The 25,303-nt window shown below is 72.2% G+C and carries 23 protein-coding genes and 1 pseudogene; 13 read left to right on the forward strand and 11 right to left on the reverse strand.

The window, feature by feature from the left end:
* Positions 1 to 7 precede the first annotated feature (7 nt).
* Genes AC069R_RS11185 through AC069R_RS11195 form a run of 3 tightly spaced genes read left to right on the forward strand, consistent with a single transcriptional unit; the run spans position 8 to position 3,646 of the window.
* Positions 8 to 1,279, forward strand: a complete 1,272-nt coding sequence (locus AC069R_RS11185) for a cytidylyltransferase domain-containing protein (protein ID WP_478766399.1) — start codon at positions 8 to 10, stop codon at positions 1,277 to 1,279.
* 10 nt (positions 1,280 to 1,289) lie between these two features.
* The gene (locus AC069R_RS11190; RefSeq protein ID WP_478766401.1) at positions 1,290 to 2,228 is read left to right on the forward strand and encodes an N-acetylneuraminate synthase family protein; all 939 of its coding nucleotides are present in this window, start codon (positions 1,290 to 1,292) and stop codon (positions 2,226 to 2,228) included.
* 35 nt (positions 2,229 to 2,263) lie between these two features.
* Entirely contained in the window at positions 2,264 to 3,646 is a 1,383-nt protein-coding gene (locus AC069R_RS11195) for a hypothetical protein (protein ID WP_478766403.1), read from the forward strand.
* A 47-nt stretch (positions 3,647 to 3,693) separates the two neighbouring features.
* Here AC069R_RS11195 and AC069R_RS11200 read toward each other — a convergent pair whose 3' ends face one another.
* Together AC069R_RS11200 and AC069R_RS11205 are read right to left on the reverse strand one after the other, a co-directional pair.
* Complete coding sequence (locus AC069R_RS11200) at positions 3,694 to 4,122, reverse strand: MarR family winged helix-turn-helix transcriptional regulator (RefSeq protein WP_478766405.1); 429 nt, start codon at positions 4,120 to 4,122, stop codon at positions 3,694 to 3,696.
* Entirely contained in the window at positions 4,122 to 4,538 is a 417-nt protein-coding gene (locus AC069R_RS11205) for an SRPBCC family protein (RefSeq protein ID WP_478766407.1), read from the reverse strand. Before AC069R_RS11205 ends, AC069R_RS11200 begins: the two co-directional genes overlap by 1 nt.
* Before the next feature lie 377 nt (positions 4,539 to 4,915).
* On the opposite strand from AC069R_RS11205, the gene AC069R_RS11210 reads away from it, so the two are divergent.
* The 7 genes from AC069R_RS11210 (at position 4,916) to AC069R_RS11240 (ending at position 14,213) form a co-directional block, all read left to right on the forward strand.
* Positions 4,916 to 6,145, forward strand: coding sequence for an amidohydrolase (locus AC069R_RS11210; RefSeq protein WP_478766409.1), 1,230 nt, complete (start codon positions 4,916 to 4,918; stop codon positions 6,143 to 6,145).
* 1,078 nt (positions 6,146 to 7,223) lie between these two features.
* Positions 7,224 to 8,279: a BMP family lipoprotein gene (locus AC069R_RS11215; protein WP_478766411.1), complete on the forward strand. Its 1,056-nt coding sequence runs from the start codon at positions 7,224 to 7,226 to the stop codon at positions 8,277 to 8,279.
* Positions 8,280 to 8,471: 192 nt separating this feature from the next.
* The gene (locus AC069R_RS11220; protein ID WP_478766557.1) at positions 8,472 to 10,031 is read left to right on the forward strand and encodes an ABC transporter ATP-binding protein; all 1,560 of its coding nucleotides are present in this window, start codon (positions 8,472 to 8,474) and stop codon (positions 10,029 to 10,031) included.
* Complete coding sequence (locus tag AC069R_RS11225; protein WP_478766413.1) at positions 10,028 to 11,158, forward strand: ABC transporter permease; 1,131 nt, start codon at positions 10,028 to 10,030, stop codon at positions 11,156 to 11,158. The genes AC069R_RS11220 and AC069R_RS11225 overlap by 4 nt, the downstream gene beginning before the upstream one ends.
* A complete protein-coding gene (locus AC069R_RS11230) occupies positions 11,158 to 12,450 on the forward strand; it encodes an ABC transporter permease (protein WP_478766415.1) in 1,293 nt (430 codons plus the stop codon). The genes AC069R_RS11225 and AC069R_RS11230 overlap by 1 nt, the downstream gene beginning before the upstream one ends.
* A complete protein-coding gene (locus tag AC069R_RS11235; RefSeq protein ID WP_397984361.1) occupies positions 12,447 to 12,851 on the forward strand; it encodes a cytidine deaminase in 405 nt (134 codons plus the stop codon). The genes AC069R_RS11230 and AC069R_RS11235 overlap by 4 nt, the downstream gene beginning before the upstream one ends.
* 78 nt (positions 12,852 to 12,929) lie before the next feature.
* Positions 12,930 to 14,213 carry a thymidine phosphorylase gene (locus tag AC069R_RS11240; RefSeq protein ID WP_478766418.1) on the forward strand — a complete coding sequence of 428 codons (1,284 nt, stop codon included), beginning with the start codon at positions 12,930 to 12,932 and terminating at the stop codon, positions 14,211 to 14,213.
* Positions 14,214 to 14,377: 164 nt separating this feature from the next.
* On the opposite strand, the pseudogene AC069R_RS11245 reads toward AC069R_RS11240, so the two are convergent.
* The 3 genes and pseudogenes from AC069R_RS11245 to AC069R_RS11255 form a co-directional block, all read right to left on the reverse strand.
* Positions 14,378 to 14,638 (reverse strand): annotated as a pseudogene (locus AC069R_RS11245) (AEC family transporter); the annotation flags it as partial.
* 180 nt (positions 14,639 to 14,818) lie between these two features.
* The gene (gene dnaN, locus AC069R_RS11250; protein WP_478766420.1) at positions 14,819 to 15,943 is read right to left on the reverse strand and encodes a DNA polymerase III subunit beta; all 1,125 of its coding nucleotides are present in this window, start codon (positions 15,941 to 15,943) and stop codon (positions 14,819 to 14,821) included.
* Between the two features lie 103 nt (positions 15,944 to 16,046).
* Complete coding sequence (locus tag AC069R_RS11255; protein WP_478766422.1) at positions 16,047 to 17,318, reverse strand: MFS transporter; 1,272 nt, start codon at positions 17,316 to 17,318, stop codon at positions 16,047 to 16,049.
* 62 nt (positions 17,319 to 17,380) lie between these two features.
* Between AC069R_RS11255 and AC069R_RS11260 the strand changes: the two genes are divergently transcribed.
* On the forward strand, positions 17,381 to 18,334 hold the full coding sequence (locus AC069R_RS11260) for a LysR family transcriptional regulator (protein WP_478766424.1): 954 nt from the start codon (positions 17,381 to 17,383) through the stop codon (positions 18,332 to 18,334).
* Positions 18,335 to 18,357: 23 nt separating this feature from the next.
* Here the strand turns inward: AC069R_RS11260 and AC069R_RS11265 are convergent, their stop codons facing one another.
* Positions 18,358 to 19,122 (reverse strand): alpha/beta hydrolase, encoded by a 765-nt coding sequence (locus tag AC069R_RS11265; RefSeq protein WP_478766426.1) that lies wholly within the window; start codon positions 19,120 to 19,122, stop codon positions 18,358 to 18,360.
* Between the two features lie 156 nt (positions 19,123 to 19,278).
* Between AC069R_RS11265 and AC069R_RS11270 the strand changes: the two genes are divergently transcribed.
* The gene (locus AC069R_RS11270; RefSeq protein ID WP_478766428.1) at positions 19,279 to 20,466 is read left to right on the forward strand and encodes an adenosine deaminase; all 1,188 of its coding nucleotides are present in this window, start codon (positions 19,279 to 19,281) and stop codon (positions 20,464 to 20,466) included.
* Between the two features lie 143 nt (positions 20,467 to 20,609).
* Positions 20,610 to 20,918 carry an ATP-binding protein gene (locus tag AC069R_RS11275; RefSeq protein WP_397984351.1) on the forward strand — a complete coding sequence of 103 codons (309 nt, stop codon included), beginning with the start codon at positions 20,610 to 20,612 and terminating at the stop codon, positions 20,916 to 20,918.
* Positions 20,919 to 21,022: 104 nt separating this feature from the next.
* Here AC069R_RS11275 and AC069R_RS11280 read toward each other — a convergent pair whose 3' ends face one another.
* The 5 genes from AC069R_RS11280 to afsQ1 all read right to left on the reverse strand — a co-directional run bounded on the left by AC069R_RS11280 (position 21,023) and on the right by afsQ1 (position 25,235).
* The gene (locus tag AC069R_RS11280) at positions 21,023 to 21,226 is read right to left on the reverse strand and encodes a PspC domain-containing protein (RefSeq protein ID WP_478766430.1); all 204 of its coding nucleotides are present in this window, start codon (positions 21,224 to 21,226) and stop codon (positions 21,023 to 21,025) included.
* An 87-nt stretch (positions 21,227 to 21,313) separates the two neighbouring features.
* Complete coding sequence (locus tag AC069R_RS11285; protein WP_478766432.1) at positions 21,314 to 21,877, reverse strand: VanZ family protein; 564 nt, start codon at positions 21,875 to 21,877, stop codon at positions 21,314 to 21,316.
* A 441-nt stretch (positions 21,878 to 22,318) separates the two neighbouring features.
* Positions 22,319 to 22,942, reverse strand: a complete 624-nt coding sequence (locus AC069R_RS11290) for a hypothetical protein (protein ID WP_478766434.1) — start codon at positions 22,940 to 22,942, stop codon at positions 22,319 to 22,321.
* Complete coding sequence (locus AC069R_RS11295) at positions 22,939 to 24,561, reverse strand: sensor histidine kinase (RefSeq protein ID WP_478766436.1); 1,623 nt, start codon at positions 24,559 to 24,561, stop codon at positions 22,939 to 22,941. The genes AC069R_RS11290 and AC069R_RS11295 overlap by 4 nt, the downstream gene beginning before the upstream one ends.
* The gene (afsQ1, locus tag AC069R_RS11300) at positions 24,558 to 25,235 is read right to left on the reverse strand and encodes a two-component system response regulator AfsQ1 (RefSeq protein WP_478766438.1); all 678 of its coding nucleotides are present in this window, start codon (positions 25,233 to 25,235) and stop codon (positions 24,558 to 24,560) included. The genes AC069R_RS11295 and afsQ1 overlap by 4 nt, the downstream gene beginning before the upstream one ends.
* Positions 25,236 to 25,303: the final 68 nt, after the last annotated feature.

The raw sequence follows: 25,303 nt of genomic DNA on the forward strand, positions 1-25,303 counted from the left end.
AGATCGGATGTCCCACCCGGAAGCGAGCCAGGGCGCGACGGTGCGCCGGGTGCTCGCGGTGATCCCCGCCCGCGGCGGCTCCAAGGGCGTGCCCGCGAAGAACCTCGCCCCGGTCGGCGGCGTCCCGCTGGTGGCCCGCGCGGTGCGCGAGTGCCGCGCCGCCCGCCTGGTGACCGATGTCGTGGTCTCCACCGACGACCAGGCCATCGCCGCCGCCGCCCGCGAGGCCGGCGCCGAGGTGGTGCTCCGCCCGGCCGCCATCGCCGGGGACACCGCCACCTCCGAGGCCGCCGTGCTGCACGCCATGGACGCGCACGAGGCGCTGCACGGCGCGGCCGTGGACGTGGTCCTGCTCGTGCAGTGCACCAGCCCCTTCATCGCCCGCGAGGACGTGGACGGGGTGGCCGGCGCGGTGGCGGAGAACGGCGCGGACACCGCGGTGACCGTGGCGCCCTTCCACGGCTTCGTCTGGCGCGAGGCCGGGGGCGACACCGGGAGCGACGCCGCGGGCGGGGACGGCGCCGGGGCCGGGGGCGGGGGCGGCGTCGGGGTGAACCACGACGCGTCGTACCGCCCGCGCCGCCAGGACCGCCCGCAGGACTTCCTGGAGACCGGCACCGCCTACGCCATGGACGCGGCCGGCTTCCGCGAGCACGGGCACCGCTTCTTCGGCCGCACCGAACTCGTGCGCACCGACCCCGCGCGGGTCCTGGAGATCGACGACCCGCACGACCTCGCGCGGGCCCGCGCCCTCGCCCCCCTCTTCGACGCCGACCGCCCCGGCGCGCTCCCCACGGCCGACGACATCGACGCGGTCGTACTCGACTTCGACGGCACCCAGACCGACGACCGGGTGCTGATCGACTCCGAAGGACGGGAACTCGTCTCCGTGCACCGCGGGGACGGACTCGGCATCGCCGCGCTGCGCAGGAGCGGCCTGCGGATGCTGATCCTGTCCACGGAACAGAACCCTGTGGTCGCCGCCCGCGCCCGGAAGCTGAAACTCCCCGTGCTGCACGGCATCGACCGCAAGGACCTCGCCCTCAAGCAGTGGTGCGAGGAGCAGGGCATCGCGCCGGAGCGCGTGCTCTACGTCGGCAACGACGTCAACGACCTCCCGTGCTTCGCCCTCGTGGGCTGGCCGGTGGCGGTCGCGAGCGCTCACGACGTCGTACGCGGCGCCGCACGCGCGGTCACCACGCTCCCCGGCGGTGACGGCGCGATCCGAGAGATCGCCAGCTGGATCCTCGGCCCCTCTCTCGATTCCCTCCCCAAGTAAGGAACCCCTGATGAGCACCAACTCCCGTCTGCGTACGTTCGGTTCGCGCGAGGTCGGCCCCGGTCGGCCCGTCTACATCTGCGGCGAGATCGGCATCAACCACAACGGTGAGCTGGAGAACGCGTTCAAGCTGATCGACGTCGCCGCCGAGGCCGGCTGCGACGCCGTCAAGTTCCAGAAGCGCACCCCCGAGATCTGCACCCCGCGCGACCAGTGGGACATCGAGCGCGACACCCCCTGGGGCCGGATGACCTACATCGACTACCGCCACCGCGTGGAGTTCGGCGAGGACGAGTACCGCCGGATCGACGAGTACTGCAAGGAGAAGGGGATCGACTGGTTCGCCTCCCCGTGGGACACCGAGGCCGTCGCCTTCCTGGAGAAGTTCGACGTGCCCGCCCACAAGGTGGCGAGCGCATCCCTGACCGACGACGAGCTGCTGCGCGCCCTGCGCGCCACCGGCCGCTCCGTCATCCTCTCCACCGGCATGTCCACCCCGAAGCAGATCCGCCACGCGGTCGAGGTCCTCGGCTCGGACAACATCCTGATGTGCCACGCCACCTCGACCTACCCGGCGAAGGCCGAGGAGCTGAACCTCCGTGTGATCAACACGCTGGAGAAGGAGTTCCCGAACGTCCCGATCGGTTACTCCGGCCACGAGACGGGCCTGCAGACCACGCTGGCCGCCGTCGCCCTCGGCGCCACCTTCGTCGAGCGCCACATCACCCTCGACCGCGCCATGTGGGGCTCCGACCAGGCCGCCTCCGTCGAGCCCCAGGGCCTCACCCGCCTGGTGCGCGACATCCGCACCATCGAGGCATCCCTCGGCGACGGCGTCAAGAAGGTCTACGACTCCGAGCTGGGCCCGATGAAGAAGCTGCGCCGCGTCGCCGGTGTCGTCGCCGAGGCGGAGATCGCGGCCGCGGCCGGCGAGCCGGTCACGGTGTGAATCCAGGTCACTGACGACGGGACGGTCGCACCCCGATGAGCCCCCGCACCGGCCGCACCGGCCACCCCACCCGCACGCTCGCCTTCGTGGAGAGCCCGGTCCAGCTGCTCAACGTCCTGGAGTGGGCACATCTGCACGGGCTGCGCGGCACGGACCCCGATCCGGGACCGGGGGGCAGCTCCCGGCCGGGTGGCGGCTCGCGGTCGGGGGGCGGGGGACCGGGGGGTACGACTGGGGGTACGACTGCTCCGGCGGACGGGACGCCGGGGGGCGCGACCGTCTCGCCGGACGAGGCACTGGGGGGTACGACCGTTACGCCGGACAGTGCGCCGGGGGGTGTGGCCGCTCCGCCGGACGGGACCCCGGAGCCGGGCCCGGTGCCGGTGCCGGGCGCGCTCTCCTGCGTACCCGCGCAGGTACGGCGGACGGTGGCCGGCCAGGCGCCGTCCCCGGCGGGCGCGGACCTCACGCTCGTCGTCCTCGCCCCGACCGACCCCATGACCCGAGGGCAGCTGCGCCGGATGGCCGACCTGGCGCGGGACGAGGGCCACCGGGTGCGCTGGGAGGAGGCCCGCGGCGGCCCGGCCGCGCCGTTCGCCACCATCGGCGGCCTCACGGGACTGCTGCGCCGCGCCGACCGCGTGGTGATGGGCGACCCCTTCTCCCGCTACGTCCAGCTGCTGCTGACCATCACGCGGGCACGGGACCTGGTGGTGGTGGACGACGGCACCGCCACGATGGAGTTCGTCGCCCAACTCGCCCGCGGGGAACGCCTGGTGCGCTGGCACCGCAAGGGCGGCCGCCCCGGCCCCCGCGACCTGATCTTCGCGCCGGTCTCCTCCTCCGCGCGCCGCCGGCTGACCCCCAGCGCGCGCCGCCGGGTGGAGGTCTTCTCCTCCATGCCGGTGCACGAGACCCCCGAGGGCGTCACGGTCACGGCCAACGACTTCTCCTGGACCCGGACCCGCTTCGGCCCGCCGCGCATCACCAAGGGCGCCGACATGGTGGGCACGTCCCTGGTGGAGACGGGCGTGGTCGACGGCGACTCCTACCTGGACGCCGTCCGCACCCTGGCCAAGGCCCACGGCACCACCCGCTACTTCGCCCACCGCCGCGAGAGCACCGACAAACTCCACCGGCTGGCCAAGGAGACGGGGCTGGAGATCGTCCGCCCCGACCTCCCGCTGGAACTGATCGCCCGCCGCGGCCCCATCGGCCGTACGATCCTCAGCTTCCCCTCCACCGTCGTCCACACCCTCCCGCTGGCCCTGGCCGGCACCGGCGTCCGCGTCGCGGTGTGCGACATCGACCCGACCTGGCTCACCGAAACCGCCTCCCCCCGCGCCCAGGGCTTCCTGTCAGGCGTGACAGGAACCGCCCGCGACATCCACCGCCTGCCCTCGGTGAGCCTGGCGTAGAACCGCGGGCCTGCCGCGGGGATGGCCCGGTTGTCGGTGAGGGCGTTTCAGGATTCGGGACGAGCCAGGCGGCCGAGCAGCAAGACGGCCTCGTCGAGGGGCACCGGCTGGAAGAATCGCGCGTCGGCGCGCTCGACGGCGGCAATCGCGCGTGGGGCCAGGTCGGCGCCGGCCTCGGTGACGCGCAGTCGTTTGGCGCGGGTGTCGGCCGGGTCGACTTCACGCTCGATGAGTCCTTTGTGTTCCAGGGTGCGTAGTACCTGGGAGGTCATCTTGACGTCGGTGCCGGCTTGGCGGGCGAGAGCCAGCTGGTTGGGATGCTCGCCCTGGGCGTTGAGCCACCAGGCGCAGGCGAGCAGCACGAACTGCACATGGGTGAGATCGAGTGGGGCCAGAGCCGTGGAGATGTCACGCTGCCAGCGCAGGGTGGCGTGCCACAGCAGGAATCCGGGGCTGTCGCCGGGACTGAGGGGCATCAGCTCTGAGCCAGCTTGACCAGCGCGGCCATCGTGTCGGGCCAGTCGGCGGTGATGTCCGGGCCGATCCGCGGGCCGGCCTCGTCGGCGCCGGTACCGGTGATCTCCATCCGGTACACCACCCGGATCCGGTCTTGGCCGATCCGGTCGATCCGGTGGGTGGTGCGCAGCAGCAGGCCGTCGAAGTCGGCCTCGTCGACGAACAGTTCGCCTTCGACCGCCTCGGCGATGCGCAGCAGTACCGGGTCGTCCCCGGGCGGTGTCATCGTGATCCGCGTGCCCGCCGCGAACGGGCCGCTTATTTGGATCTTCTCGATCTCGGCGTTCCAGGTGCCCCAGTTCTCGACGTCGGCCCAGAGCCGCCAGATCGCCTCGGGGGTGGCGCTGGTCTCGATGCTGTGCTCGTACTCCCACATGAGTGATCTCCTCGGCTAGATGATTTCAGATGATCTATAAGCAGATTATCTGCGCGGAGACTATCTGTCCAGTGGTGCGCTGCGTGAGCTGAACGAGGAGCTGAAGGGGAGTGCCGGGAAGGGCGACTTGGGGGTGGGCGGCGCGGGGGGCGACCCTGGTGGCTGTGGGCCGAGTGGAGGTCCGGTTCGTGGACATGGCGAGCGTGACTCGGCCGAGGCGTGGTATGCGTGGAAGAAGAGAAAAGTGGTTTTACCCATCACAGTCCACAGTCATGCGTCCAGCGGTCAGATTTTCTTCCCCTAACGGGCTGAACTTTTGTTGATCCAGGGGCAGTTGGCCAGCCGGGCGTCCTACCCTTCAGAGGGTGAAGCAATTGATGTCCCTAGAGTCCGAGTCCGGCCTCGCGGGGGATGCGCTCCCCGGCGTGCTGAGCAAGTCCCTGCACGCCGAACTGGTCGCGTTCCGGCGCGACTTGCACATGCACCCCGAGCTGGGCAACCAGGAGTTCCGTACCACCGCCGCGATCAAGGAGCGGCTGGAGAAGGCCGGGCTGCGCCCCCGCGTCCTTGCCACCGGAACCGGACTCGTGTGCGACATCGGCCTGAAAGAGGGGGAGCGGCCCGGCGTACCGCTGCTCGCGCTGCGCGCCGACATCGACGCCCTGCCGATCCCGGACACGAAGAGTGACTGCCCGTACCGCTCCACCGTGCCCGACCGCGCGCACGCCTGCGGACACGACATGCACACCACCGTCGTGCTCGGCACCGGCCTGGTCCTCGCCGACCTGTACGCGAAGGGGCTGCTCAGCCGCCCCGTACGGCTGATCTTCCAGCCCGCGGAGGAGGTGCTGCCCGGCGGTGCCCTCAGCGCCATCAAGGACGGCGTCCTCAACGGGGTCGGGCGGATCCTCGCCTTGCACTGCGACCCGCGCGTCGACGCCGGCCGCATCGGACTGCGGCACGGTCCCATCACCAGCGCCTGCGACCGGCTGGAAGTCCTCCTGGACGGACCCGGCGGGCACACCGCGCGTCCGCACCTGACCACCGACCTGGTCACCGCCGCCGCCCGCGTCGCCGTCGACGTCCCCGCGCTGATCGCCCGCCGCGTCGACACCCGCGTCGGCCTCGCCCTCACCTGGGGCCGTATCGAGTCGGGCCACGCCCCGAACGTCGTACCGCAGCACGCCGAGCTGGCCGGCACCGTGCGCTGCCTGGACCTGGAGGCCTGGCGGCAGGCGCCCGACATCGTGCACGCGGCCATCGACGAGGTCGCCACCATGCACCGGGCCAAGTCCGAGATCAACTACGTGCGAGGGGTGCCCCCCGTCGTCAACGACAAGGGCTCCGCCGATCTGCTGCGCCGCGCGATGGCCGCCCGCCGAGGCCGGGACGCCGTGGAGAGCACCGAGCAGAGCCTCGGCGGCGAGGACTTCTCCTGGTACCTGGAGCACGTGCCCGGTGCCATGGCCCGGCTCGGCGTGCGCCGCCCCGGCGAGCGCACCGTGCGCGACCTGCACCAGGGCGACTTCGACGCCGACGAGGACGCCATCACGGTCGGCGTGGAGATGTTCACGGCCGCGGCGTTCCTGGAGGAGAACGACGGCTGACGACGCCCAAGGGCCGGCGGCGCGGTGGGTGCGCCCAAGGCGCGGGGCGTGGTGGCGTGCGCCCAAGGCGCGGGGCGTGGTGGCGCGCGGCCAAGGGGCGACGGCGTGGTGGCGCGGAGGTCCGGGGGCGCGGGGCGTGGTGGCGCGGAGGTCCGGGGACGCGGCGGCGTGGTGGCGCGGAGGTTCGGGGGCTCTGGGCGTTCGGGGCTTCTCCAGTGGCGCCCGCCCGCCACCCTGCCGCACCGACGCCGCCCAGCCGCACCGCCGTTGCCCTGCCGCACCGTCGCCGCCCTGCCGCACCCGCCCGCCGCTCCGCCGCCGCACCCGCAGGCAGCGGGCCGCCGTACCCCGCTCACCCCTTCCCGCAGACGCCGGGCGCCGCATCAGCCGCCGCCGTGCCGCACCCGCGGACGCCCGGCCCCGCCCCGCCGCCGCCCTGCCGCACCCGCCGCCGGCCTGCCGCACCTGCGGGCGTCGTCTCCGCCCAGCCTCCCCCGCGGGCGTCGCGCCCGCTCAGCTTCTCCCGTGCGCGCCGTCCGTGCTCAGGCCCTCCCGTGGGCGCCGTCTCCGCTCAGCCCCCGTGGGCGCCGTCCCTGCTCAGGCCCTCCCGCGGGCCCCATCTCCGCTCAGCCTCTCCCACGAGCGCCATCTCCGCTCAGCCCCTCCCACGGGCCCCATCCCCGCCCAGCCCCACCCGCGGGCGCGTCGTCCCCATCCCCGCCCCCGTCGGCGCCGTACTCGCCCCGTCCCTCCCGTCGGCGCCGTACTCGCCCCGCCCCTCCCCCCGGCGCCTTCCCCGCGAGCGCCACCCCCACCCCGCCCCTCCCTCCCGCGCCACCCCTAGCCCCTCCCCCTCCTCCGCGCAACACGCTCGCAAGCCAATCGTTCGCTGTGTGCGACAGCCCTGTGAGAGGACTCGGAGAACGTGTTCAGACGCTGTTTGCCTCGAATCGATAACGGCTTCGAGAGAGGGTTTTTTGCGACATCTACGCGCGTTACGATGCCGCGAAGCCGTCGCCGCCGGGGTGTTCGGCTCAAGCGCCGACATGGCGCTCAGGTCAGGTGAAGGAGCCTTCCCGTGCGCCGGGTAGCCAAGCTTTCCGCTGCGTGTCTCGCCACCGCAGCCCTCGCCCTTTCCGCCACCGCGTGTGGCAAGACGTCCTCCGAAGACGCCGGCTCGTCCCCCTCGGGCGGCGCCAAGGGCGGTATCAAGATCGGTCTCGCCTACGACGTCGGCGGCCGTGGTGACCGGTCCTTCAACGACTCCGCCGCGCGCGGTGCCGACAAGGCCGAGAAGCAGTTCGGCGGCTCCATCAAGGAGCTGACCGCGAAGACCTCGGACACCCCCGCCGACCGGGTGCAGCGCCTCACCGACCTGGCCCAGGCCGGCTACAGCCCGATCATCGCCGTCGGTTACACCTACGCGCCCGCCGTGCAGCAGGTCGCCAAGCAGTTCCCGAAGACCTCCTTCGGCATCGTCGACTCGGTCGTGGACGGCAAGAACGTCAACAGCATCACGTTCACCGAGGAGCAGGGCTCCTACCTCGCCGGTGTCGCCGCCGCGCTGAAGACCAAGAAGAACCACGTCGGCTTCATCGGCGGTGTCGACACCCCGCTGATCAAGAAGTTCGAGGCCGGTTACGTGCAGGGCGTGCACGACACCAACCCCAAGGTGAAGGTCGACGTCCAGTACCTGACCCACGGCCAGGACACCTCCGGCTTCTCCAGCCCGGACAAGGGCCAGCAGGCCGCGCAGGGCATGCTCGACAACGGCACCGACGTCATCTACACCGCGGCCGGCTCCTCCGGCACCGGCGCGATCGAGGCCGTGAACGGCGTCAAGGGCGCCTGGGCGATCGGCGTGGACTCGGACCAGTACAACATTCCGGGCATGGCGAAGTACAAGAGCTCGATCCTGACCTCCATGGTCAAGAACGTCGACGTCGGTGTCTTCGACTTCATCCAGTCCGTCAAGAACGGCAAGCCGCTGGCGGGCAACAACGTGTACTCCCTCGCCAAGGGCGGTGTCTCCCTGGCCACCAGCGGTGGCTACCTGAAGGACATCCAGCCCAAGCTGGACGCCGCGAAGCAGAAGATCGTCGACGGCAAGATCAAGGTCAAGACCACCCCTTGATCCCACCTGAGTGACAGGTAAGGGTCCGGCCCGTCCGGACCCCGGCTCGGCGCGGGGGGCCGTTCGCGCTCCCTCCGCCGGGCCATAACAATGTGTCAACTCTACGCGTGTAGCTACGAGTTGCCGCGCTAGCGTCGCCGACGCCTGCCCTCCCTCCCCTTACGCAGCCCCTTTCCCCGAGGAGAGTGCGCCATCAACGCGTCCAGCCCTCCCGCTGCCGTCGAACTGCGCGGCATCACCAAGCGCTTCCCCGGCGTCGTCGCCAACCGCGACATCGACATCACCGTCGCCAAGGGCACCGTCCACGCCCTGTGCGGTGAGAACGGCGCCGGCAAGTCCACCCTGATGAAGATCCTCTACGGCATGCAGCAGCCGGACGAGGGCACCATCACGATCGACGGCGAGCAGGTCGTCCTGCACAACCCCGCCGACGCGATCGCCCGCGGCATCGGCATGGTGCACCAGCACTTCATGCTCGCCGACAACCTCACCGTCCTGGAAAACGTCGTCCTCGGCGCGGAGAAGCTCCACGGCATCGGCGGCAAGGCCCGCGCGAAGATCAAGGAGATCTCCGACGCGTACGGCCTGAACGTGCGCCCCGACGTCCTCGTCGAGGAGCTGGGCGTCGCCGACCGCCAGCGCGTGGAGATCCTCAAGGTCCTCTACCGCGGCGCCAGGACGCTCATCCTGGACGAGCCGACCGCCGTGCTCGTGCCCCAGGAGGTCGACGCCCTCTTCGACAACCTGCGCGAGCTGAAGGCCGAGGGCCTCACCGTCATCTTCATCTCCCACAAGCTGGGCGAGGTGCTGTCCGTCGCCGACGAGATCACCGTCATCCGGCGCGGTACGACGGTCGGCACCGCCGAGCCGGCCTCCACCACCCCCCGCCAGCTCGCCGAGATGATGGTCGGCAGCGAACTGCCCACCCCGGTGACCGAGGAGTCCACGGTCACCGACATCCCGATGCTCACCATCGAGGGGCTGCACCTCAGCCAGACCGACCTCGACGGCGTCGAGCGCGTCATCCTCGACCAGATCTCCCTGACCATCCACAAGGGGGAGATCCTCGGCATCGCCGGCGTGGAGGGCAACGGCCAGTCCGAGCTGGTCGAGGCCATCATGGGGATGCGCGACCCGGACGCCGGGACCATCACCCTCGACGGCACCGACATCTCGGGGCGCGCCACCCGGCAGCGCCGCGAGGCCGGCATCGGCTACATCCCCGAGGACCGCCACCGCCACGGCCTCCTGCTGGAAGCCCCGCTGTGGGAGAACCGCATCCTCGGCCACGTCACGGAGAAGCCCAACTCCCGCGGCGGCCTGCTGGACACCAAGGGCGCCCGCGCCGACACCGAGCGGATCGTGGCGTCGTACGACGTCCGCACCCCCGGCATCGACGTCACCGCGGCCTCGCTGTCCGGCGGCAACCAGCAGAAGCTGATCGTCGGCCGCGAGATGAGCCACGCCCCCAAGCTGCTGATCGCCGCCCACCCCACGCGCGGTGTGGACGTCGGCGCGCAGGCGGCCATCTGGGACCACATCCGCGAGGCCCGCCGCGAGGGCCTGGCCGTGCTGCTGATCTCCGCCGACCTGGACGAGCTGATCGGCCTGTCCGACACCCTGCGGGTGATGTACCGCGGCCGCCTGGTCGCCGACGCCGACCCCGCCACCATCACCCCCGAGGAGCTGGGCTCCGCCATGACGGGTGCGGCCACCGGCCACCTGGAGCACGCAGAGGACGACGCCCGATGAACAAGCTGACCTCACGGATCGACAAGGAGCGGCTGCTCCTCGGGATCGCGGCGCCGCTGCTCGCGATCGTCGCCGCGCTCGTCATCACCGCCCTGGTGATCCTCGCGACCGGCAAGAACCCCGGCCCCGCCTTCAGCGACATGATGACCTACGGCTTCGCCAGCGACAGCCAGGTCTACATCCTCAACAAGGCGTCCACGTACTACCTCGCGGGCATCTCGGTCGCCATCGGCTTCCGGATGAACCTGTTCAACATCGGCGTCGACGGCCAGTACCGGCTCGCCGCGTTCTTCGCCGCCGTCCTCGGCGGGGCGCTGACCCTGCCGGGCTGGCTCTCCATGCTGCTCATCCTCGTCTGCGCGATGGCGACCGGCGCGGTGTGGGCGGCCATCGCCGGTGTGCTCAAGGTGACCCGCGGCGTCAGCGAGGTCATCTCCACGATCATGCTGAACTCGATCGCCACCGCGATCATCGGCTACCTGCTCCAGCCCGGAAAGCTGGCGCAGCTCTACCAGGGCGGCACCGTCGTCGCCACCAAGCCGCTCCCGGCGGCCTCGCACTTCTTCCTGATCAACACCGGTCCGGGCGGCGATCTGGACGGCTTCATCGTCATCGCCGCGATCGTCGGCGTCGCCTACTGGTTCGTCCTCGGCCGCACCCGCTTCGGCTACGACCTGCGCACCGTCGGCCAGTCCGAGAGCGCGGCCACCGCGAGCGGTGTCTCGGTGAAGAAGATGGTCGTCACCAGCATGATCATCTCGGGTGCGGCGGCCGGTCTGATCGGCATGCCGACCCTGCTCAACGAGAGCTACCAGTACAGCAGCGACTTCCCGACCGGCATCGCCTTCACCGGCATCGCCATCGCGCTGCTCGGCCGCAACAACCCGATCGGCATCGCGCTCGGCGCCCTGCTGTGGGGCTTCCTGGAGCGCACCACCAACCACCTGGAGTTCCAGGGCTACGACAAGGAGATCCTCGGCGTGATCCAGGGCGTCATCGTCCTGTGCGTCGTGATCGCCTACGAGGTCGTACGCCGCTACGGCCTCAAGCGCCAGCAGCAGAAGGTCGGCGCCGAACTCGCCGCCCAGGCCGCCGCCGCCCCGAAGAAGAAGCTGGAGGTGGCGTGATGACTGCCACGATGACCGACGCGCCGCCGCCGGCGGCCCCCAAGGCTCCGGGCGCCGCCGCGCCCAAGGGTTCGAGCCGCTCGCTCGGCCAGATCCTGGTGCTCGTCGCGGGCGCGCTGCTGCTCCTGGCCGCGGTCCGGATGATCACCGGCTCGCAGGACCTGGATTCCGCGGGCCAGGTCAGCGCCGCCCTCGGGCTCGCCGTGCCGATCGGCCTGGCCGGTCTCGCCGGTCTGTGGTCGGAGCGGGCCGGCGTGGTCAACATCGGGCTTGAGGGCATGATGATCCTCGGCACCTTCGGCGCCGGCTGGGCCGGCTGGCAGACCAGCCCCTGGCTCGGCCTGCTGTGCGGCATCGGCTTCGGTGTCCTCGGCGGCCTGGTGCACGCGGTCGCCACCATCACCTTCGGCGTCGACCACATCGTCTCCGGTGTCGCGCTCAACCTGCTCGCGCTCGGTGCCACCCAGTACCTCGCCAAGCTGAGCTTCACCAGCGGCGCCGCCTCCAACGCCGGCGGCAACCCCAAGCAGTCCCCGCCCGTGGACGCCCTGCCGGACGTCACCGTTCCGGGTCTGTCCGACGGCCTCCAGTCGCTGGAGCAGCACCACTGGTTCCTGGTCTCCGACCTGGCCGGCATCCTCGGCGGCCTGGTCACCCACCTGTCCGTGGTGACCGTGCTGGCCGCGGTGCTGTTCGCGGGCAGCTGGTGGCTGCTGTGGCGCACCCCCTTCGGGCTGCGGCTGCGCTCCTGCGGCGAGAACCCGGTCGCGGCGGAGTCGCTCGGCGTCAACGTCTACACGTACAAGTACGCGGCCGTGGCCGTCTCCGGCGGTCTGGCCGGCCTCGGCGGCGCCTTCCTCGCGCTGGTCACCTCGCACACCTACCTGGAGGACCAGACCGGCGGCCGCGGCTACATCGGCCTCGCCGCGATGATCTTCGGCAACTGGCGTCCCGGCGGCCTCGCCATGGGCGCGGGCCTGTTCGGCTACTCCGACGCCCTCCAGCTGCGCAACGGCGGTACGACCGTGCACGCGCTGCTGCTCCTGCTGGTCGTGCTGCTCGTCGCCCTGGCCGCCTGGAAGGTGTACCGCAAGGCCGCGTGGCACGGCGCGATCAGCCTGGTCGTGGCGGCGGTCGTCATGGTCTGGTACCTGTTCACCGACGAGGTGCCGAGCGACTTCGTGGGCGCCACGCCGTACGTCGTCACGCTGCTGGTGCTGTCGCTGTCCGCGCAGCGCCTGCGGATGCCGAAGGCGGACGGCATGCGGTACCGGAAGGGCCAGGGCAAGTGACCGAGAACGCGGCCGGTTTCGACTGGGAGGCGCTGCGCGCCGAGGCACGGGAGGCGATGGCGCACGCCTACGCTCCCTACTCCGGCTACCCGGTCGGCGTGGCGGCCCTGGTCGACGACGGCCGCACCGTCACCGGCTGCAATGTCGAGAACGCCTCGTACGGCCTGGGCCTGTGCGCCGAGTGCGGCCTGGTGTCGCAGCTCCAGCGCACCGGCGGCGGTCGCCTGACGCACTTCACCTGCGTGGACGGCGAGGGCGCGCTGCTCGTGCCGTGCGGGCGCTGCCGTCAGCTGCTGTACGAGTTCGGCGGCCCGGAACTCCTCCTGGACACCCCCGCGGGCGTCCTGCCGCTGTCCGAGATGCTGCCCCAGGCCTTCGGCCCGGACCATCTCACCAAGTAACTCCCGTACGGCCCTCCTGCCGCGCCCGCGCGCAGGGGGGCCGTACTCCTTGCACCTCCCGGAAGGAAGCCACCAGCCATGGCCATGGACGCCATCTCCGTCATCCGCACCAAGCGGGACCGCGGCGAGCTGACCGACGCGCAGATCGACTGGGTCATCGACGCGTACACCCGTGGCGAGGTCGCCGACGAGCAGATGTCCGCGCTCGCCATGGCGATCCTGCTCAACGGCATGAACCGGCGCGAGATCGCCCGCTGGACGGCGGCCATGATCGCCTCCGGCGAGCGCATGGACTTCTCCACGCTGTCCCGCCCGACCGCCGACAAGCACTCCACCGGCGGCGTCGGCGACAAGATCACCCTGCCGCTGGCCCCGCTGGTCGCGGCCTGCGGCGCGGCCGTGCCGCAGCTGTCCGGCCGGGGTCTCGGCCACACCGGCGGCACCCTGGACAAGCTGGAGTCCATCCCCGGCTGGCGCGCGCTGCTCTCCAACGAGGAGATGCTGAGCGTGCTCGACGGCGTCGGCGCGGTGATCTGCGCGGCGGGCGACGGCCTCGCCCCCGCGGACAAGAAGCTGTACGCCCTGCGCGACGTCACCGGCACGGTCGAGGCGATCCCGCTGATCGCCTCCTCGATCATGTCCAAGAAGATCGCCGAGGGCACGGGCTCGCTGGTGCTGGACGTGAAGGTCGGCACCGGCGCGTTCATGAAGAACCTGGCCGACGCCCGCGAACTGGCCTCCACCATGGTCGGCCTGGGCACGGACCACGGTGTGCGTACGGTCGCCCTGCTCACCGACATGTCCACCCCGCTCGGCCGCACCGCGGGCAACGCGCTGGAGGTCCGCGAGTCGGTGGAGGTCCTCGCGGGCGGCGGCCCGGCGGACGTGGTCGAGCTGACCCTCGCGCTGGCGCGGGAGATGCTGGACGCGGCGGGCCTGAAGGACGCGGACCCGGCGAAGGCGCTGGCCGACGGCTCTGCGATGGACGCCTGGCGCCGGATGATCGCGGCCCAGGGCGGCGACCCGGACGCGCCGCTGCCCACCTCCCGCGAGCAGCACGTGATCACCGCCCCGTCCTCGGGTGTCCTGACCCGTCTGGACGCCTACGACATCGGCATCGGCGCCTGGCGCCTCGGCGCCGGCCGCGCCCGCAAGGAGGACCCGGTGCAGGCCGCCGCGGGCATCGAACTGCACGCCAAGCCGGGCGACACCGTCACCGCGGGCCAGCCCCTGCTGACCCTCCACACGGACACTCCCGAGCGCTTCGACTACGCCCTGGAGGCGGTGTCCGGCTCCTACGACATCGCGCCCGAGAACACGTCCTTCTCGGCGACGCCGGTCGTGCTGGAGCGTATCGCCTGACCTGCGGTTTCCTGGTACGGGTGAACGGGATCGGCTGAAGTCAGCCGGTCCCGTTCGGCGTCTGTGACGGTCTCAGGGACGGATGCATGGTCTGGCTCATGGACGGGTCCGGGGGTGCCCGCCCGCTTTTCGCTCCCACGCGCCGTGTCCGCCGGCCGGGCGGGTCACCCCAGGAGCGCGGCCACCCCCACCAGCACCGGCACCGACACCACCGTCGACAGGAGGATCGACTCGCGGGCCAGGGACTGGGCGACGTGGTAGCGGCTGGCGTAGGTGAAGAGGTTCTGGGCGGCGGGGAGGGCGGAGATGACGACGACGTCGAGGAGGGGGGCGCCGTGCAGGCCGAATACGCAGGTGGCGAGGGCCCAGGCGATCAGCGGCTGGCCCAGGGACTTCAACGCCACGGAGAGCAGGACGAGTTGACGTAGCAGTACCCGGTCAGTTCGGTCCGGTGTTCCTCCAGCGCGGCGTCGATCCCCGCCGCCCTCGCGTCACCCATCGCCCACCCACCCCTGTGGCCGTCCTGTACGCGCCTTCGCGCCCCGGCACTTGGGAAGCTACCGCAGCCCACTGACAACGACCGCCGGAGCAAGAAAGCGACCGGATCAGACCAGTTGCTTCACGGACATGAGTAGATGCCGATGATCCGCCGCCCCGACACCACTCAGCAGCACCCGCTGCCCCGCCCCGAGCATCTCGAACCGCAGCCGGGAACAGCCGAAGGAGGCCACCGCGTCCAGCAGATACGCCGGATTGAACGCCACCGTCAGCTCCGGCGCACCCCGCAGCACGGCCGGCAGCCGCTGCGCCGCCACATCGTCCCCGTACCCGGCCCGCACCAGCAGCGCGCCCTGCGCCGCCGCGAACTCCAGCCGCACCGGACTGTTCGCCTCCGCCACCACCGCGACCCGCCGCACCGCCTCCGCCAGCGCCGCGGTGTCCACCTCGGCGACCGAGGCATCCGCCAGCGCGAACAGCGTGCCGTACCCCGGCAGCCGCCCCTCCAGCCGGCGCAGCAGCGTCCGCGCGCCCCCGCCCTCGAACCCGACGGCCTCCGCGCCCGCCGCCCCCGGATCCAGCAGGATCCGCACCGAGCCGCAGCGGGCGAGCCCCCGCGCCGTCTCCAGCAGCCGCCGCGCGGGCACCAGCACCACCACCGGCTCCCCGGCCACCCCCGCCCCCGGCTTCCACTCCAGCCGCCGTACGGCATAGCGGTACCGGTCCGACGCCGACAAGGTCAGCTCCCCGCCGGCCAGCCGGAGCTGGACCCCGGTGAGCACCGGCAGCGTGTCATCGCGCCCCGCCGCCACCGCCACCTGCCCGACGGCCGCCGCGAACGCCTCCGCGTCCACCGCGCCGTACTCCGCCGGTGCCGGGGGCAGCGCCGGGTACTCCCCGTACGGCAGCGTCGACAGCCCGAACCGGGTGCCGTCCGCCGTCACGGTGAACTGCGACTCCTCCAGCGCGCAGCTCACCGGCCCCTCCGGCACCACCCGGCAGATGTCCAGCAGCCGCCGCCCGAGCACCAGCACCCGGCCCGGCGCGGCCACCTCCGCCCCGGTCTCCACCCGGACCGCGGTCTCGAAGTCGTATCCCGCCACCGTCAGCCGCCCGGCCCCGGCGGTCAGCAGCAGCCCGCCCAGCACCGGCACCGGCGTCCGCGCGGGCAGCGCCCGCGCCGCCCGGCCCACGGCCTCCGCCAGCTCCCCGCGCGCGATCCGGAACTCCATACGGCAAACCCCCTGCTCGACGGCCCAGTCGTCCCCGGACGCTATCCGCGCCCACTGACAACCGGCCCCGACCAGGGGGAACGCGCTGATCCGCGGTGAGGTGCTAGGCCGTGACCGGCTCCCGGCGGGCCGCGCGGGAGCCCAGGAGGGTGATGGTGACGACGCCCAGGACGGCGAGGAGGCCGACGGTCACCGTGCCCGGCCAGCCGTTCGCGTGGAAGGCGAGGGCGCCGACCGTGGAGCCGACGCTGGAGCCGATGTAGTAGGCGGACTGGTAGAGCGCGGAGGCCTGGGCACGGCCGTGGGTGGCGGTCTTGCTGACCGCCGAGGAGGCGACCGCGTGGCCCGCGAAGAAGCCCGCGGTGATCAGCACCAGGCCGAGCAGGACGAGGGGGAGAAAGGAGGCGAGGGAGAGGAGCAGGCCCGCCGTCGTCGTGCCGCCCGCCAGGTACAGCGCGCCGCGGCGGCCGAGCCGGCCCACCAGGCGGCCCGCCGTGGACGCCGAGACCGTGCCCACCAGGTAGACCAGGAAGATCGAGCCCACGATGCCCTGCGGCAGCCCGAACGGCGCGCCCGTCAGCCGGTAGCCGATCACCGTGTACACGCTGCCGAACACCGTCATGAACAGCGCGCCGATCGCGTACAGGCGGCGCAGCAGCGGGTCGGAGAGGTGGCTGCGGACCGTGCCCAGCAGCACGCGCGGGCGCAGCGAGCCCGCCGTGAAGTGCCGGGGTGCGGGCAGCAGCAGCCGGAACGCCACCGCGCACCCGACCGCGATCACCCCGATCACACCGACCGACACCCGCCAGCCCCACAGCTGCGCCACCCAGCCGGTGATCACCCGGCCGCTCATCCCGCCGACGCTGTTGCCCGCGACGAACAGGCCGATCGCCGTGACCAGCGCCCGCGGGCGCACCTCCTCGGCCAGGTACGCCTGCGCCGAGGCGGGCAGCCCGGCGAGGGCCGCGCCCTGCACCGCGCGCAGCGCGACCAGCGCGCCGATCGACGGCGCGAAGGGCACCAGCAGGCCGACGGCCACCGCGACCGCGAGCGAGGCCGTCATCACCGTACGCCGCCCGAAGCGCTCCGACAGGGCGCTCATCGGCAGCACGAACAGCGCGAGCCCGCCGGTCGCGGCCGCCACCGTCCAGCTCGCCTCGCTCGCCGCGACCCCGAAGTCGTCGGAGATCAGCGGCAGCAGGGCCTGGGTGGAGTAGAGAAGGGCGAAGGTCGCGACCCCGGCGAGGAAGAGGGCGAAGCTCATCCGGCGGTAGCCGGGGCCGCCGGGGGTCAGCCGGGAGTCGGAGGAAGAGGAGGTGCTGACAGGGGACGTGGCGTCCAGGGTGGTGGACGCCCCGGTACTGGCGGGAGACATGCTTCGACCGTAAGGACGTCCCTCTCATCCGTCCAATGCATGGAATCGCCATAATCGTTCTCATGGAGCATCAGCAGAGGTCACGGAAGCGGCTGTCACCGTCCAGTGACAGAGAAGACATGGCGCTGTTGCTCGCGCCCCGCCTCGCCTACTTCGCCGGGGTGGCCCGCAACGAGCACGTCACCCGCGCCGCCGGGGAGCTGAACGTCCCGCAGTCCACCCTCTCCCGCGCGATGGCCCGCCTTGAGCAGGACCTCGGTGTGGAACTGTTCGCCCGCCGCGGCCGCACCCTCGTCCTCACCACCGCCGGCCGCACCTTCCTCGCCTCCGTCGAGCGCGCCCTCGCCGAGGTGGAACGCGCCGCCGAGGAGGTCCGCGCCGACGCCGACCCCGCCACCGGCAAGGTCGCCTTCGGCTTCCTGCACACCATGGGCGCCGAGACCGTGCCCGGACTGCTGGGGGCCTTCCGCGCCGAGCACCCGCGCATCCGTTTCAGCCTGGTCCAGAACTACGGCGAGGCCATGCTGGAGGGCATGCGCGCCGGCCGCCTCGACCTCTGTCTGACCTCGCCCGTCCCGGACGCCCCCGATCTCGTCGCCCGCCGCCTGGACGAGCAGAAGCTCCGTCTCGTCGTCCCCGCCGACCACCGGCTCGCGGCCCGCCGCCGGATCCGGCTGGCCGAGGCGGCCGAGGAGAACTTCGTGACGCTGGAGCCCGGTTACGGACTGCGGCGCATCACCGACGCCCTGTGCCGCGAGGCCGGGTTCGCGCCCCGGATCGCCTTCGAGGGGGAGGAGGCCGAGACGCTGCGGGGCCTGGTCGCGGCCGGTCTCGGGGTCGCGCTGCTGCCGCCGCCGACGGTGCCGCGGCCGGGGGTGGTGGAACTGACCGTCACCGCGCCGCGCGCCGTCCGCGAGATCGGCGTCGCCTGGCCGGCCGACCGCCCGGACACCCCGCCGGTCGCCGCCTTCAAGAAGTTCCTGCTGTCGAGGCGGGGAAACCTGCTTCCTTCCTGAACGCCCTTGCCAGGCGCGGTGGTTCAGCGCCGCCGCAGCGACTTGCCGAACCCCACCGCCAGCGGCATCCGCAGCCCGATCGGCGGCGGCGCCGCCAGCGCGTCTTCGACCGGCCGGGAGAACGGGTGCCCGAACAGCGCGCCCCGCACGAAGTCGGCGGCCAGGCACTCCACTTCGTCCCGGTGGCCGCCCAGCCGGTGCCCGTCCGAGTGCACCTCGAACCGGCACACCTCCCGGTTCACCTTCTTCGCCCGCGCCACGAGCCGGAACGACAGCTCCGGATCACTGCGCTCGTCGTTCGTGCCGTGCACGATCAGCACCCGCCGCCCCACCAGCTGCTTCACCGGCTCGGCGGGCGCGGCCACATCCTCCTCGGGCAGCCAAGGCGCCAGCGCCACCACCGAGTTGACGGCTTCGTGCCCGCCCGCCCGCAGCGCCGCCCGGCCGCCCATCCCGACGCCGACCAGGCACACCGGCACATCTCCGTACCGCCGCCCGATCTCGTCGGCCGCCCACTCGGCGTCGGCGGCCGGATGCGCCTCGCTGCCGTTCCACCCGCGGTAGCGGTAGCGGACGGCGTGTACGGCCAGCCCCTCGCCCTTCGCCGCACGGACGAACCGCCGGCCCAGCGAGCGCACGAACACCGCCGGCCCCACCGGGGACGGCCTGCGCGCGGAGACCTCCTCCCCGCCGGGGAGCAACAGCACCGCCCCGCACACCGATTCCGGCCCCGGCCCGACCACCCTGCCCAGCCCGGCCGTCCGGACCGGCGTCGCTTGCTGTCCCATGACAGAACAGTGTCAGAAGCGGCGGTGTACGAAACCCGTACTGGCGGTCACCGTTGGGTCTCGGCGCAAAGGAGACGGAAAGCGGACGGAAAACGTCCCGCCATGTCCGGGTACGGACCCGGAGATTTCTACGCGCGTAGGCGTTACAGTGCGGAAATGACGAGCCAGACTGCACCGAAGGGGGCCGTCCCGGCGAACGTGCCGGGGCAGGTACCGACGCCGGACCAGATCCGCCGGGCGCCCAAGGTTCTGCTGCACGATCACCTCGACGGCGGGCTCCGGCCCGGCACCGTCGTCGAACTCGCCCGTGAGTCCGGATACGCGGAGCTTCCCGAGACCGATCCCGGCAAGCTCGGGATCTGGTTCCGCGAAGCCGCCGACTCCGGGTCGCTGGAGCGCTATCTGGAGACCTTCCGGCACACCGTCGGCGTGATGCAGACCCGCGACGCGCTGGTCCGGGTCGCCCGCGAGTGCGCCGAGGACCTCGCCGGGGACGGGGTGGTCTACGCCGAGGTGCGGTACGCCCCCGAGCAGCACCTGGAGCAGGGGCTGACCCTGGAGGAGGTCGTCGAGGCCGTCAACGAGGGCTTCCGGCAAGGCGAGCGGCTCGCTCGGGAGAACGGCCACCGGATCCGGGTCGGCGCCCTGCTCACCGCGATGCGGCACGCGGCCCGCTCCCTGGAGATCGCCGAACTCGCCAACCGCTACCGGGACTCCGGCGTCGTCGGCTTCGACATCGCCGGCGCCGAGGCCGGGCACCCGCCCACCCGGCACCTGGACGCCTTCGAGTACCTCAAGCGCGAGAACAACCACTTCACCATCCACGCCGGAGAAGCCTTCGGACTGCCCTCCATCTGGCAGGCGTTGCAGTGGTGCGGCGCCGACCGGCTCGGGCACGGGGTGCGGATCATCGACGACATCGAGGTACGCCCCGATGGGTCGGTGCGGCTCGGGCGGCTCGCGTCGTACGTCCGGGACAAGCGGATCCCGCTGGAGCTGTGCCCCAGCTCCAACCTCCAGACGGGGGCCGCGCCCTCCTACGCCGAGCATCCGATCGGCCTGCTGCGCAAGCTTCTGTTCCGGGCCACGGTTAATACCGACAATCGGCTTATGTCGCATACCAGCATGAGCCAGGAGTTCGAGCATCTTGTCGACGCGTTCGGGTACACGCTCGACGACCTCCAATGGTTCTCTGTCAATGGGATGAAATCAGCGTTCATTCCTTTCGATGAACGTCTCGCGATGATCAATGACGTCATCAAGCCCGGATACGCCGAACTGAAATCCGAATGGCTGTTTAGGTCCACCGCTCCCACCAGCGGTTCTGCGGAAACCGAGGGGTAAGTCGCCGTCGCTCTCGGTGCGGAATGCGGACGCGCTTTCACGAGGTGTCCGCATTTCGGTGTTTGCGGGCCGGGGTGCGGCGCGTTTACGGTCATGGACCGCTCCTGAAGTTTTCCGTCTCCGCATTCAAGGACGCATTCACCATGAAGCAGTCTGCCGTCAAGACCCTCGGTGTCGCCGCCCTCGGTGCCGCCTTCGCCGCCGTCGGCGCCGGCGCCGCCAACGCGGCCCCCGCCGCGCCCGACGCCACGCAGGTCACCAAGGCACTGCCGGGGGCCGTCGGGGCGCTCACCCAGGGGCAGGGCGCCGTCGCCTCCGGAGTGAGCGCCGCGAAGCCCGCCGTACAGCGGGTGCTCGCGCAGGGGCCGACCGGGCTGCTCGGCGGACTGCCGCTCGGCAGCACGGGCCTGCCCACGCACGGCATGGGCGTCAACGGGATCCCGCTCGGCTGACGCGGCCCTCCGGCCGGCGCCGTCCTTCGACACGGCCCCGCCGGGGCGTTCCGGGTCCGACCGGGGCGCCCCGGCGGTGTGCTGCGTCGCCGGGGCCACCGGGGTCACCAGCTGGTGGCGCGGGCCTTGTCCTCGGACGGCAGCAGGATCCACAGGGCTATGTAGAGCAGGAACTGGGGGCCCGGCAGCAGGCAGGACAGCACGAAGATCACGCGCATCGTGGTCGTGGAGGTACCGAAGCGGCGGGCCAGCCCCGCGCACACTCCGCCGATCATGCGGCCGTGGGTGGGTCGGGCAAGGGCGGTCATGACGCATCCTCCGTGGTCGTCGTGGTCGTCGGTCGACGCGATCAGCTGTCTACGACGATACGGACACGAAGGGGACGAAGCGTCACTCTAAGGAGCGATTCCGACCCTGGGAATCGTCGGGGTACGCCCCTGAGGAAGCCCCTCCTGGAAGGGGGCCGGCTCCGCCTCCAGCCGCTCGCGCAACCGCTCCCACCTGCGCAGACGCGCACGGGCCGCGGGCACGACGAGCAGATGGGCCAGGATCACCCCGGCCGTGTTCAGCAGCAGCGAGTCGACGTCCACCACCCGGCCGGGCACCCCGGTCTGGAGCAGGGCGATGCCGAGCGAGATCAGGCTGGCCGCGGCGGCGGTGCGCAGCAGCGAGGCGAGCGGGGAGACGGTCAGCCGCCCGTGGGCCATCGGCAGCAGCACCCCGAGCGGCGCGAGCAGCGCGAGCCCCTCACCGAGCGGCTTCACCGCGCCCGGCCACCCCAGCGCCAGGTCGGCGCGGATACCGGCCAGCGGGCGCAGGTTCGGTGGCGTCACCCAGGGGACGTCCAGCGGCCGCAGCATCAGCCAGGCGACGAAGATGAGGTGGGCGAGGAGGAGGATGCCTCCTGCCGTCCGGACGCGGATGGCGGCGATGCCGCCGAAGTCCCCTTGACCCTGCACGCCCCCCAAGACGCGCGGGCGCGCACGATCGGTTCCGCGTCGTGCACGAGCCGGCCCTCGAACGGTTTCGCATCGGGCGCGAGCTGGCCCTCGAACGTCCGGACGACCGGCCCGAAGAAGCGGGCAGCACCCCCGGTTCACCGGGCAGCGCCCCCGTTCACCGGGTGGGAAGACCGGCGCGGCACGGCCCCCTCGGACCGGCAGACGTGTCCCGGACCGGCAGGCGCGTCTCGGGTGCCGCAGGGCGGAGACCGGGGGGGCGTCGGGCCGGAGGAGCCTGAGCGCCGGGTGCCCGGTCCCGGACCCGGTCCCGCACGCACTGCTGGACACCGGCACCGCGATCGCCCGGGCGCTCACCGGCGGCGCGACCACCGAGCCCATGGCAGGGGCGTACGGCTCCTCGGGGGCGGTACGGCTCCCCGGCGCTTCGCTACTCCGTCCCTACTCCGTCTCCTCCGGTACCTCGCTCGCCGGTGGTGCCGTCGTGACCGGGTGGTTGCGGACGTCGTCCGTGCAGGCGTAGCGGCGCAGGGGCGAGGGGGCGGGGCCGCCCAGGGTGACCGAGCCGTCGCCCTCCGTCGCGGCGGAGTCGGAGAGGGTGCAGACCACCTGGGCCAGCCCGGCGGCGGGAAGGCGGGAGGGGGCGGTGCTCAGCCGGAGCGTGTCCTCGGGATCGTGCGGTGCGGGCCCGGAGACGCTCAGGCCGCCCGGCACGTACGTGGTGTAGCCCGCGGACCGCTCCGCCGACGAGGGGGCCGCGGCCAGCTGGTCCAGCAGGCCCTGGGCCACCATCACCCGGCGGCGGGCGTCGGGCGTGCCCTCGGGGACCCGTACCGTGCGGTCCACGGTCACCAGGGACGCTCCGCACAGCAGGAAGACCTGCACGGGCACGCCCTGCGCCGCCAGGTCCGGGCCCGCCAGCGAACAGGGCACCCGCGAAGGCGCCGGCCCGAAGTCGGTCGGTACCTGCGTGGCGCGGATCCCGCAGCCGGTGAGCAGGGCGCCCAGGAGGGGCAGGGCCAGCCAGCGGCGCCCGTGCCGTGATCGTCGTACCGTCGTCGTCATCGCCCCTCCTTCCCCTGCGCCGTGCCGCCGGCCTTCTTCTCTGCGTTCTGGCCGTTCTGGCCGTTCTGGCCGTTCCCGCCGTTCTCGTCCGGTTCCTCCGTCAGTTCGGACGCGTCCCGTGGCAATCGGAGGGTGAACACCGCGCCGCCCTCGGGGGAGTTGGCCGCGGTGATCTCGCCGCCGTGGATGTGCGCGTTCTCCATCGCGATGGAGAGGCCGAGGCCGCTGCCCTCCGAGCGGGGGCGGGAGGCGCTGGCCTTGTAGAAGCGGTCGAAGACGTGCGGGAGGACGTCCTCGGGGATGCCGGGGCCGTGGTCGCGGACCTGGATGACCACCGAGTCGGCCGCCTCGCGCACCGAGACCCGTACCGGCGAGCCGCCGTGCTTGAGGGCGTTGCCGATCAGGTTGGCGAGGATCACGTCGAGGCGGCGCGGATCGAGGCGGGCGTGGATGCCGCGCTCGGCGTCCAGCTCCACCGCGTCCAGCCAGGCGCGCGCGTCGATGCAGGCGGTGATCTGGTCGGCGACGTCGACGTCGTCCAGGACCAGCCGGGCGGTGCCCGCGTCGAAGCGGGTGACCTCCATGAGGTTCTCCACCAGGTTGTTCAGCCGGCGCGTCTCGCTGACGACCAGCCGGACCGCGGGCTCGATCATCGGGTCCATGCTGCCCGCGTCCGAGTCCAGCTCCTCCTCCAGCACCTCCGTGACGGCGGTGATGGCGGTCAGCGGCGTACGCAGCTCATGGCTCATGTCCGCGACGAAGCGCCGGGAGGCGTCGTCCCGCGCGGCCATCTCCGCGACACGCTTCTCCAGCGCCTCCGCCGCGTTGTTGAACGTCCGGGACAGATCGGCGAGTTCGTCCGTCCCCGACACCCGCAGCCGGGTGTCCAGCCTGCCCTCGCCGAGCCGCCGGGCGGCGACGCCGAGGCGGTGCACCGGCTTCAGTACGGTCGTGGCGGCGGCCTGCGCCAGCAGCGCGGCGCCGATCAGCGCGAGACCGGTGGCGATGCCCAGCGACCAGGCCAGCGAGTCGAGATCCTTCGCCTCCGGCTCAAGGGACTTCTCCATGTAGCCGGTCGGACCACCGCCGATCACCCGCGTACCGGCGACCAGATACGGCGTGCCGTGGTCCACCACCCGCTGCCAGTACAGGTGGTACGGCTGCTTGTTGGTGTCACTGATCTCCTGCTTCCGGCCCACCGCCGTCCGCAGCGACGCGGGCACGTCCTCCAGGGAGAACCCGTTGATGCCGCCCGAGTTGCCGTACACCGTCTTGCCGCGCGCGTCCTGGCCGACCAGGAGCACGCTGAAGCTCTCGCTGCTGGCCGCCATCTGCCCGGCGGTGCGCTGGAGTTCGTCCTGGGTGGGATGGGCCGGCAGCGCGCCCGCGCGGTTCTGCATCTCCTGGCGGAAGTCGCGCAGCACCGCGTCCTGGGCGCGGGTGAGCACCGCCTCGCGGTTGAGCCAGTAGGCGATGCCCGACGCCGACACCGCGGCGGTGAGGGCGACCAGCCCGAAGACGACGACGAGCCGCAGCCTGAGACTGGTGAGTTTGAGCCGGGACAGACCTCCCCTGCGGCCCGCGGACCAGCCGCGCAGCCCGCCTCGCGTATCGCTCACTGAGGAGTGTCCAGGCGGTAGCCGACACCACGGACGGTACGGATCAGGGTCGGGGACGAGGGGACGTCCTCCACCTTGGCGCGCAGCCGCTGCACGCACGCGTCGACCAGGCGGGAGTCGCCCAGGTAGTCGTGCTCCCACACCAGCCGCAGCAACTGCTGGCGGGACAGCGCCTGGCCGGGCCGCCGGCTCAGCTCCAGGAGCAGCCGCAGCTCGGTCGGGGTGAGCTGGAGGTCCTCGCCGTTCTTCGTCACGGTCATCGCCGAGCGGTCGATGACCAGGCTGCCGAAGGTCGCCGAGTCGTTGGACTCACGCTCGCCGCGGCGCAGCACGGCACGGATCCGGGCGTCCAGGACCCGGCCCTGGACCGGCTTGACCACATAGTCGTCGGCGCCGGACTCCAGCCCGACCACCACGTCGATGTCGTCACTGCGCGCGGTCAGCAGGATGATCGGCAACTGGTCCGTGCGCCGGATGCGCCGGCACACCTCGAACCCGTCGATACCGGGCAGCATCACGTCCAGCACGATCAGGTCCGGCCGCTGCTCGCGCAGCAGCTTCAGACCGTCCTCGCCGCTGGCAGCGGTGGCCACACGGTGTCCCTGGCGCGTCAGGGAGAGCTCCAGGGCCGTACGGATGGCGTCGTCGTCCTCGATCAGCAACAGGGAAGGCACCCGCTCATTCTGGCCCATGGACGGGGTGTCGTACGACCGGTCCGGCAGAGCCCCGCAGTATCCCCACG

The organism is Streptomyces sp. NPDC043952 (assembly GCF_056435325.1).

What these genes read in the sequence shown, in the direction of transcription:
- AC069R_RS11195 (WP_478766403.1), top strand. Translation starts at nt 2,264, where the DNA reads ATGAGCCCCCGCACCGGCCGCACCGGCCACCCCACCCGCACGCTCGCC.
- AC069R_RS11230 (WP_478766415.1), top strand. Translation starts at nt 11,158, where the DNA reads ATGACTGCCACGATGACCGACGCGCCGCCGCCGGCGGCCCCCAAGGCT.
- AC069R_RS11260 (WP_478766424.1), top strand. Translation starts at nt 17,381, where the DNA reads ATGGAGCATCAGCAGAGGTCACGGAAGCGGCTGTCACCGTCCAGTGAC.
- AC069R_RS11185 (WP_478766399.1), top strand. Translation starts at nt 8, where the DNA reads ATGTCCCACCCGGAAGCGAGCCAGGGCGCGACGGTGCGCCGGGTGCTC.
- AC069R_RS11225 (WP_478766413.1), top strand. Translation starts at nt 10,028, where the DNA reads ATGAACAAGCTGACCTCACGGATCGACAAGGAGCGGCTGCTCCTCGGG.
- AC069R_RS11280 (WP_478766430.1), bottom strand. Translation starts at nt 21,226, where the DNA reads ATGACCGCCCTTGCCCGACCCACCCACGGCCGCATGATCGGCGGAGTG.
- AC069R_RS11190 (WP_478766401.1), top strand. Translation starts at nt 1,290, where the DNA reads ATGAGCACCAACTCCCGTCTGCGTACGTTCGGTTCGCGCGAGGTCGGC.
- AC069R_RS11205 (WP_478766407.1), bottom strand. Translation starts at nt 4,538, where the DNA reads ATGTGGGAGTACGAGCACAGCATCGAGACCAGCGCCACCCCCGAGGCG.
- AC069R_RS11255 (WP_478766422.1), bottom strand. Translation starts at nt 17,318, where the DNA reads ATGTCTCCCGCCAGTACCGGGGCGTCCACCACCCTGGACGCCACGTCC.
- AC069R_RS11265 (WP_478766426.1), bottom strand. Translation starts at nt 19,122, where the DNA reads ATGGGACAGCAAGCGACGCCGGTCCGGACGGCCGGGCTGGGCAGGGTG.
- AC069R_RS11200 (WP_478766405.1), bottom strand. Translation starts at nt 4,122, where the DNA reads ATGCCCCTCAGTCCCGGCGACAGCCCCGGATTCCTGCTGTGGCACGCC.
- AC069R_RS11290 (WP_478766434.1), bottom strand. Translation starts at nt 22,942, where the DNA reads ATGACGACGACGGTACGACGATCACGGCACGGGCGCCGCTGGCTGGCC.
- dnaN (WP_478766420.1), bottom strand. Translation starts at nt 15,943, where the DNA reads ATGGAGTTCCGGATCGCGCGCGGGGAGCTGGCGGAGGCCGTGGGCCGG.
- AC069R_RS11210 (WP_478766409.1), top strand. Translation starts at nt 4,916, where the DNA reads ATGTCCCTAGAGTCCGAGTCCGGCCTCGCGGGGGATGCGCTCCCCGGC.
- AC069R_RS11240 (WP_478766418.1), top strand. Translation starts at nt 12,930, where the DNA reads ATGGCCATGGACGCCATCTCCGTCATCCGCACCAAGCGGGACCGCGGC.
- AC069R_RS11270 (WP_478766428.1), top strand. Translation starts at nt 19,279, where the DNA reads ATGACGAGCCAGACTGCACCGAAGGGGGCCGTCCCGGCGAACGTGCCG.
- AC069R_RS11275 (WP_397984351.1), top strand. Translation starts at nt 20,610, where the DNA reads ATGAAGCAGTCTGCCGTCAAGACCCTCGGTGTCGCCGCCCTCGGTGCC.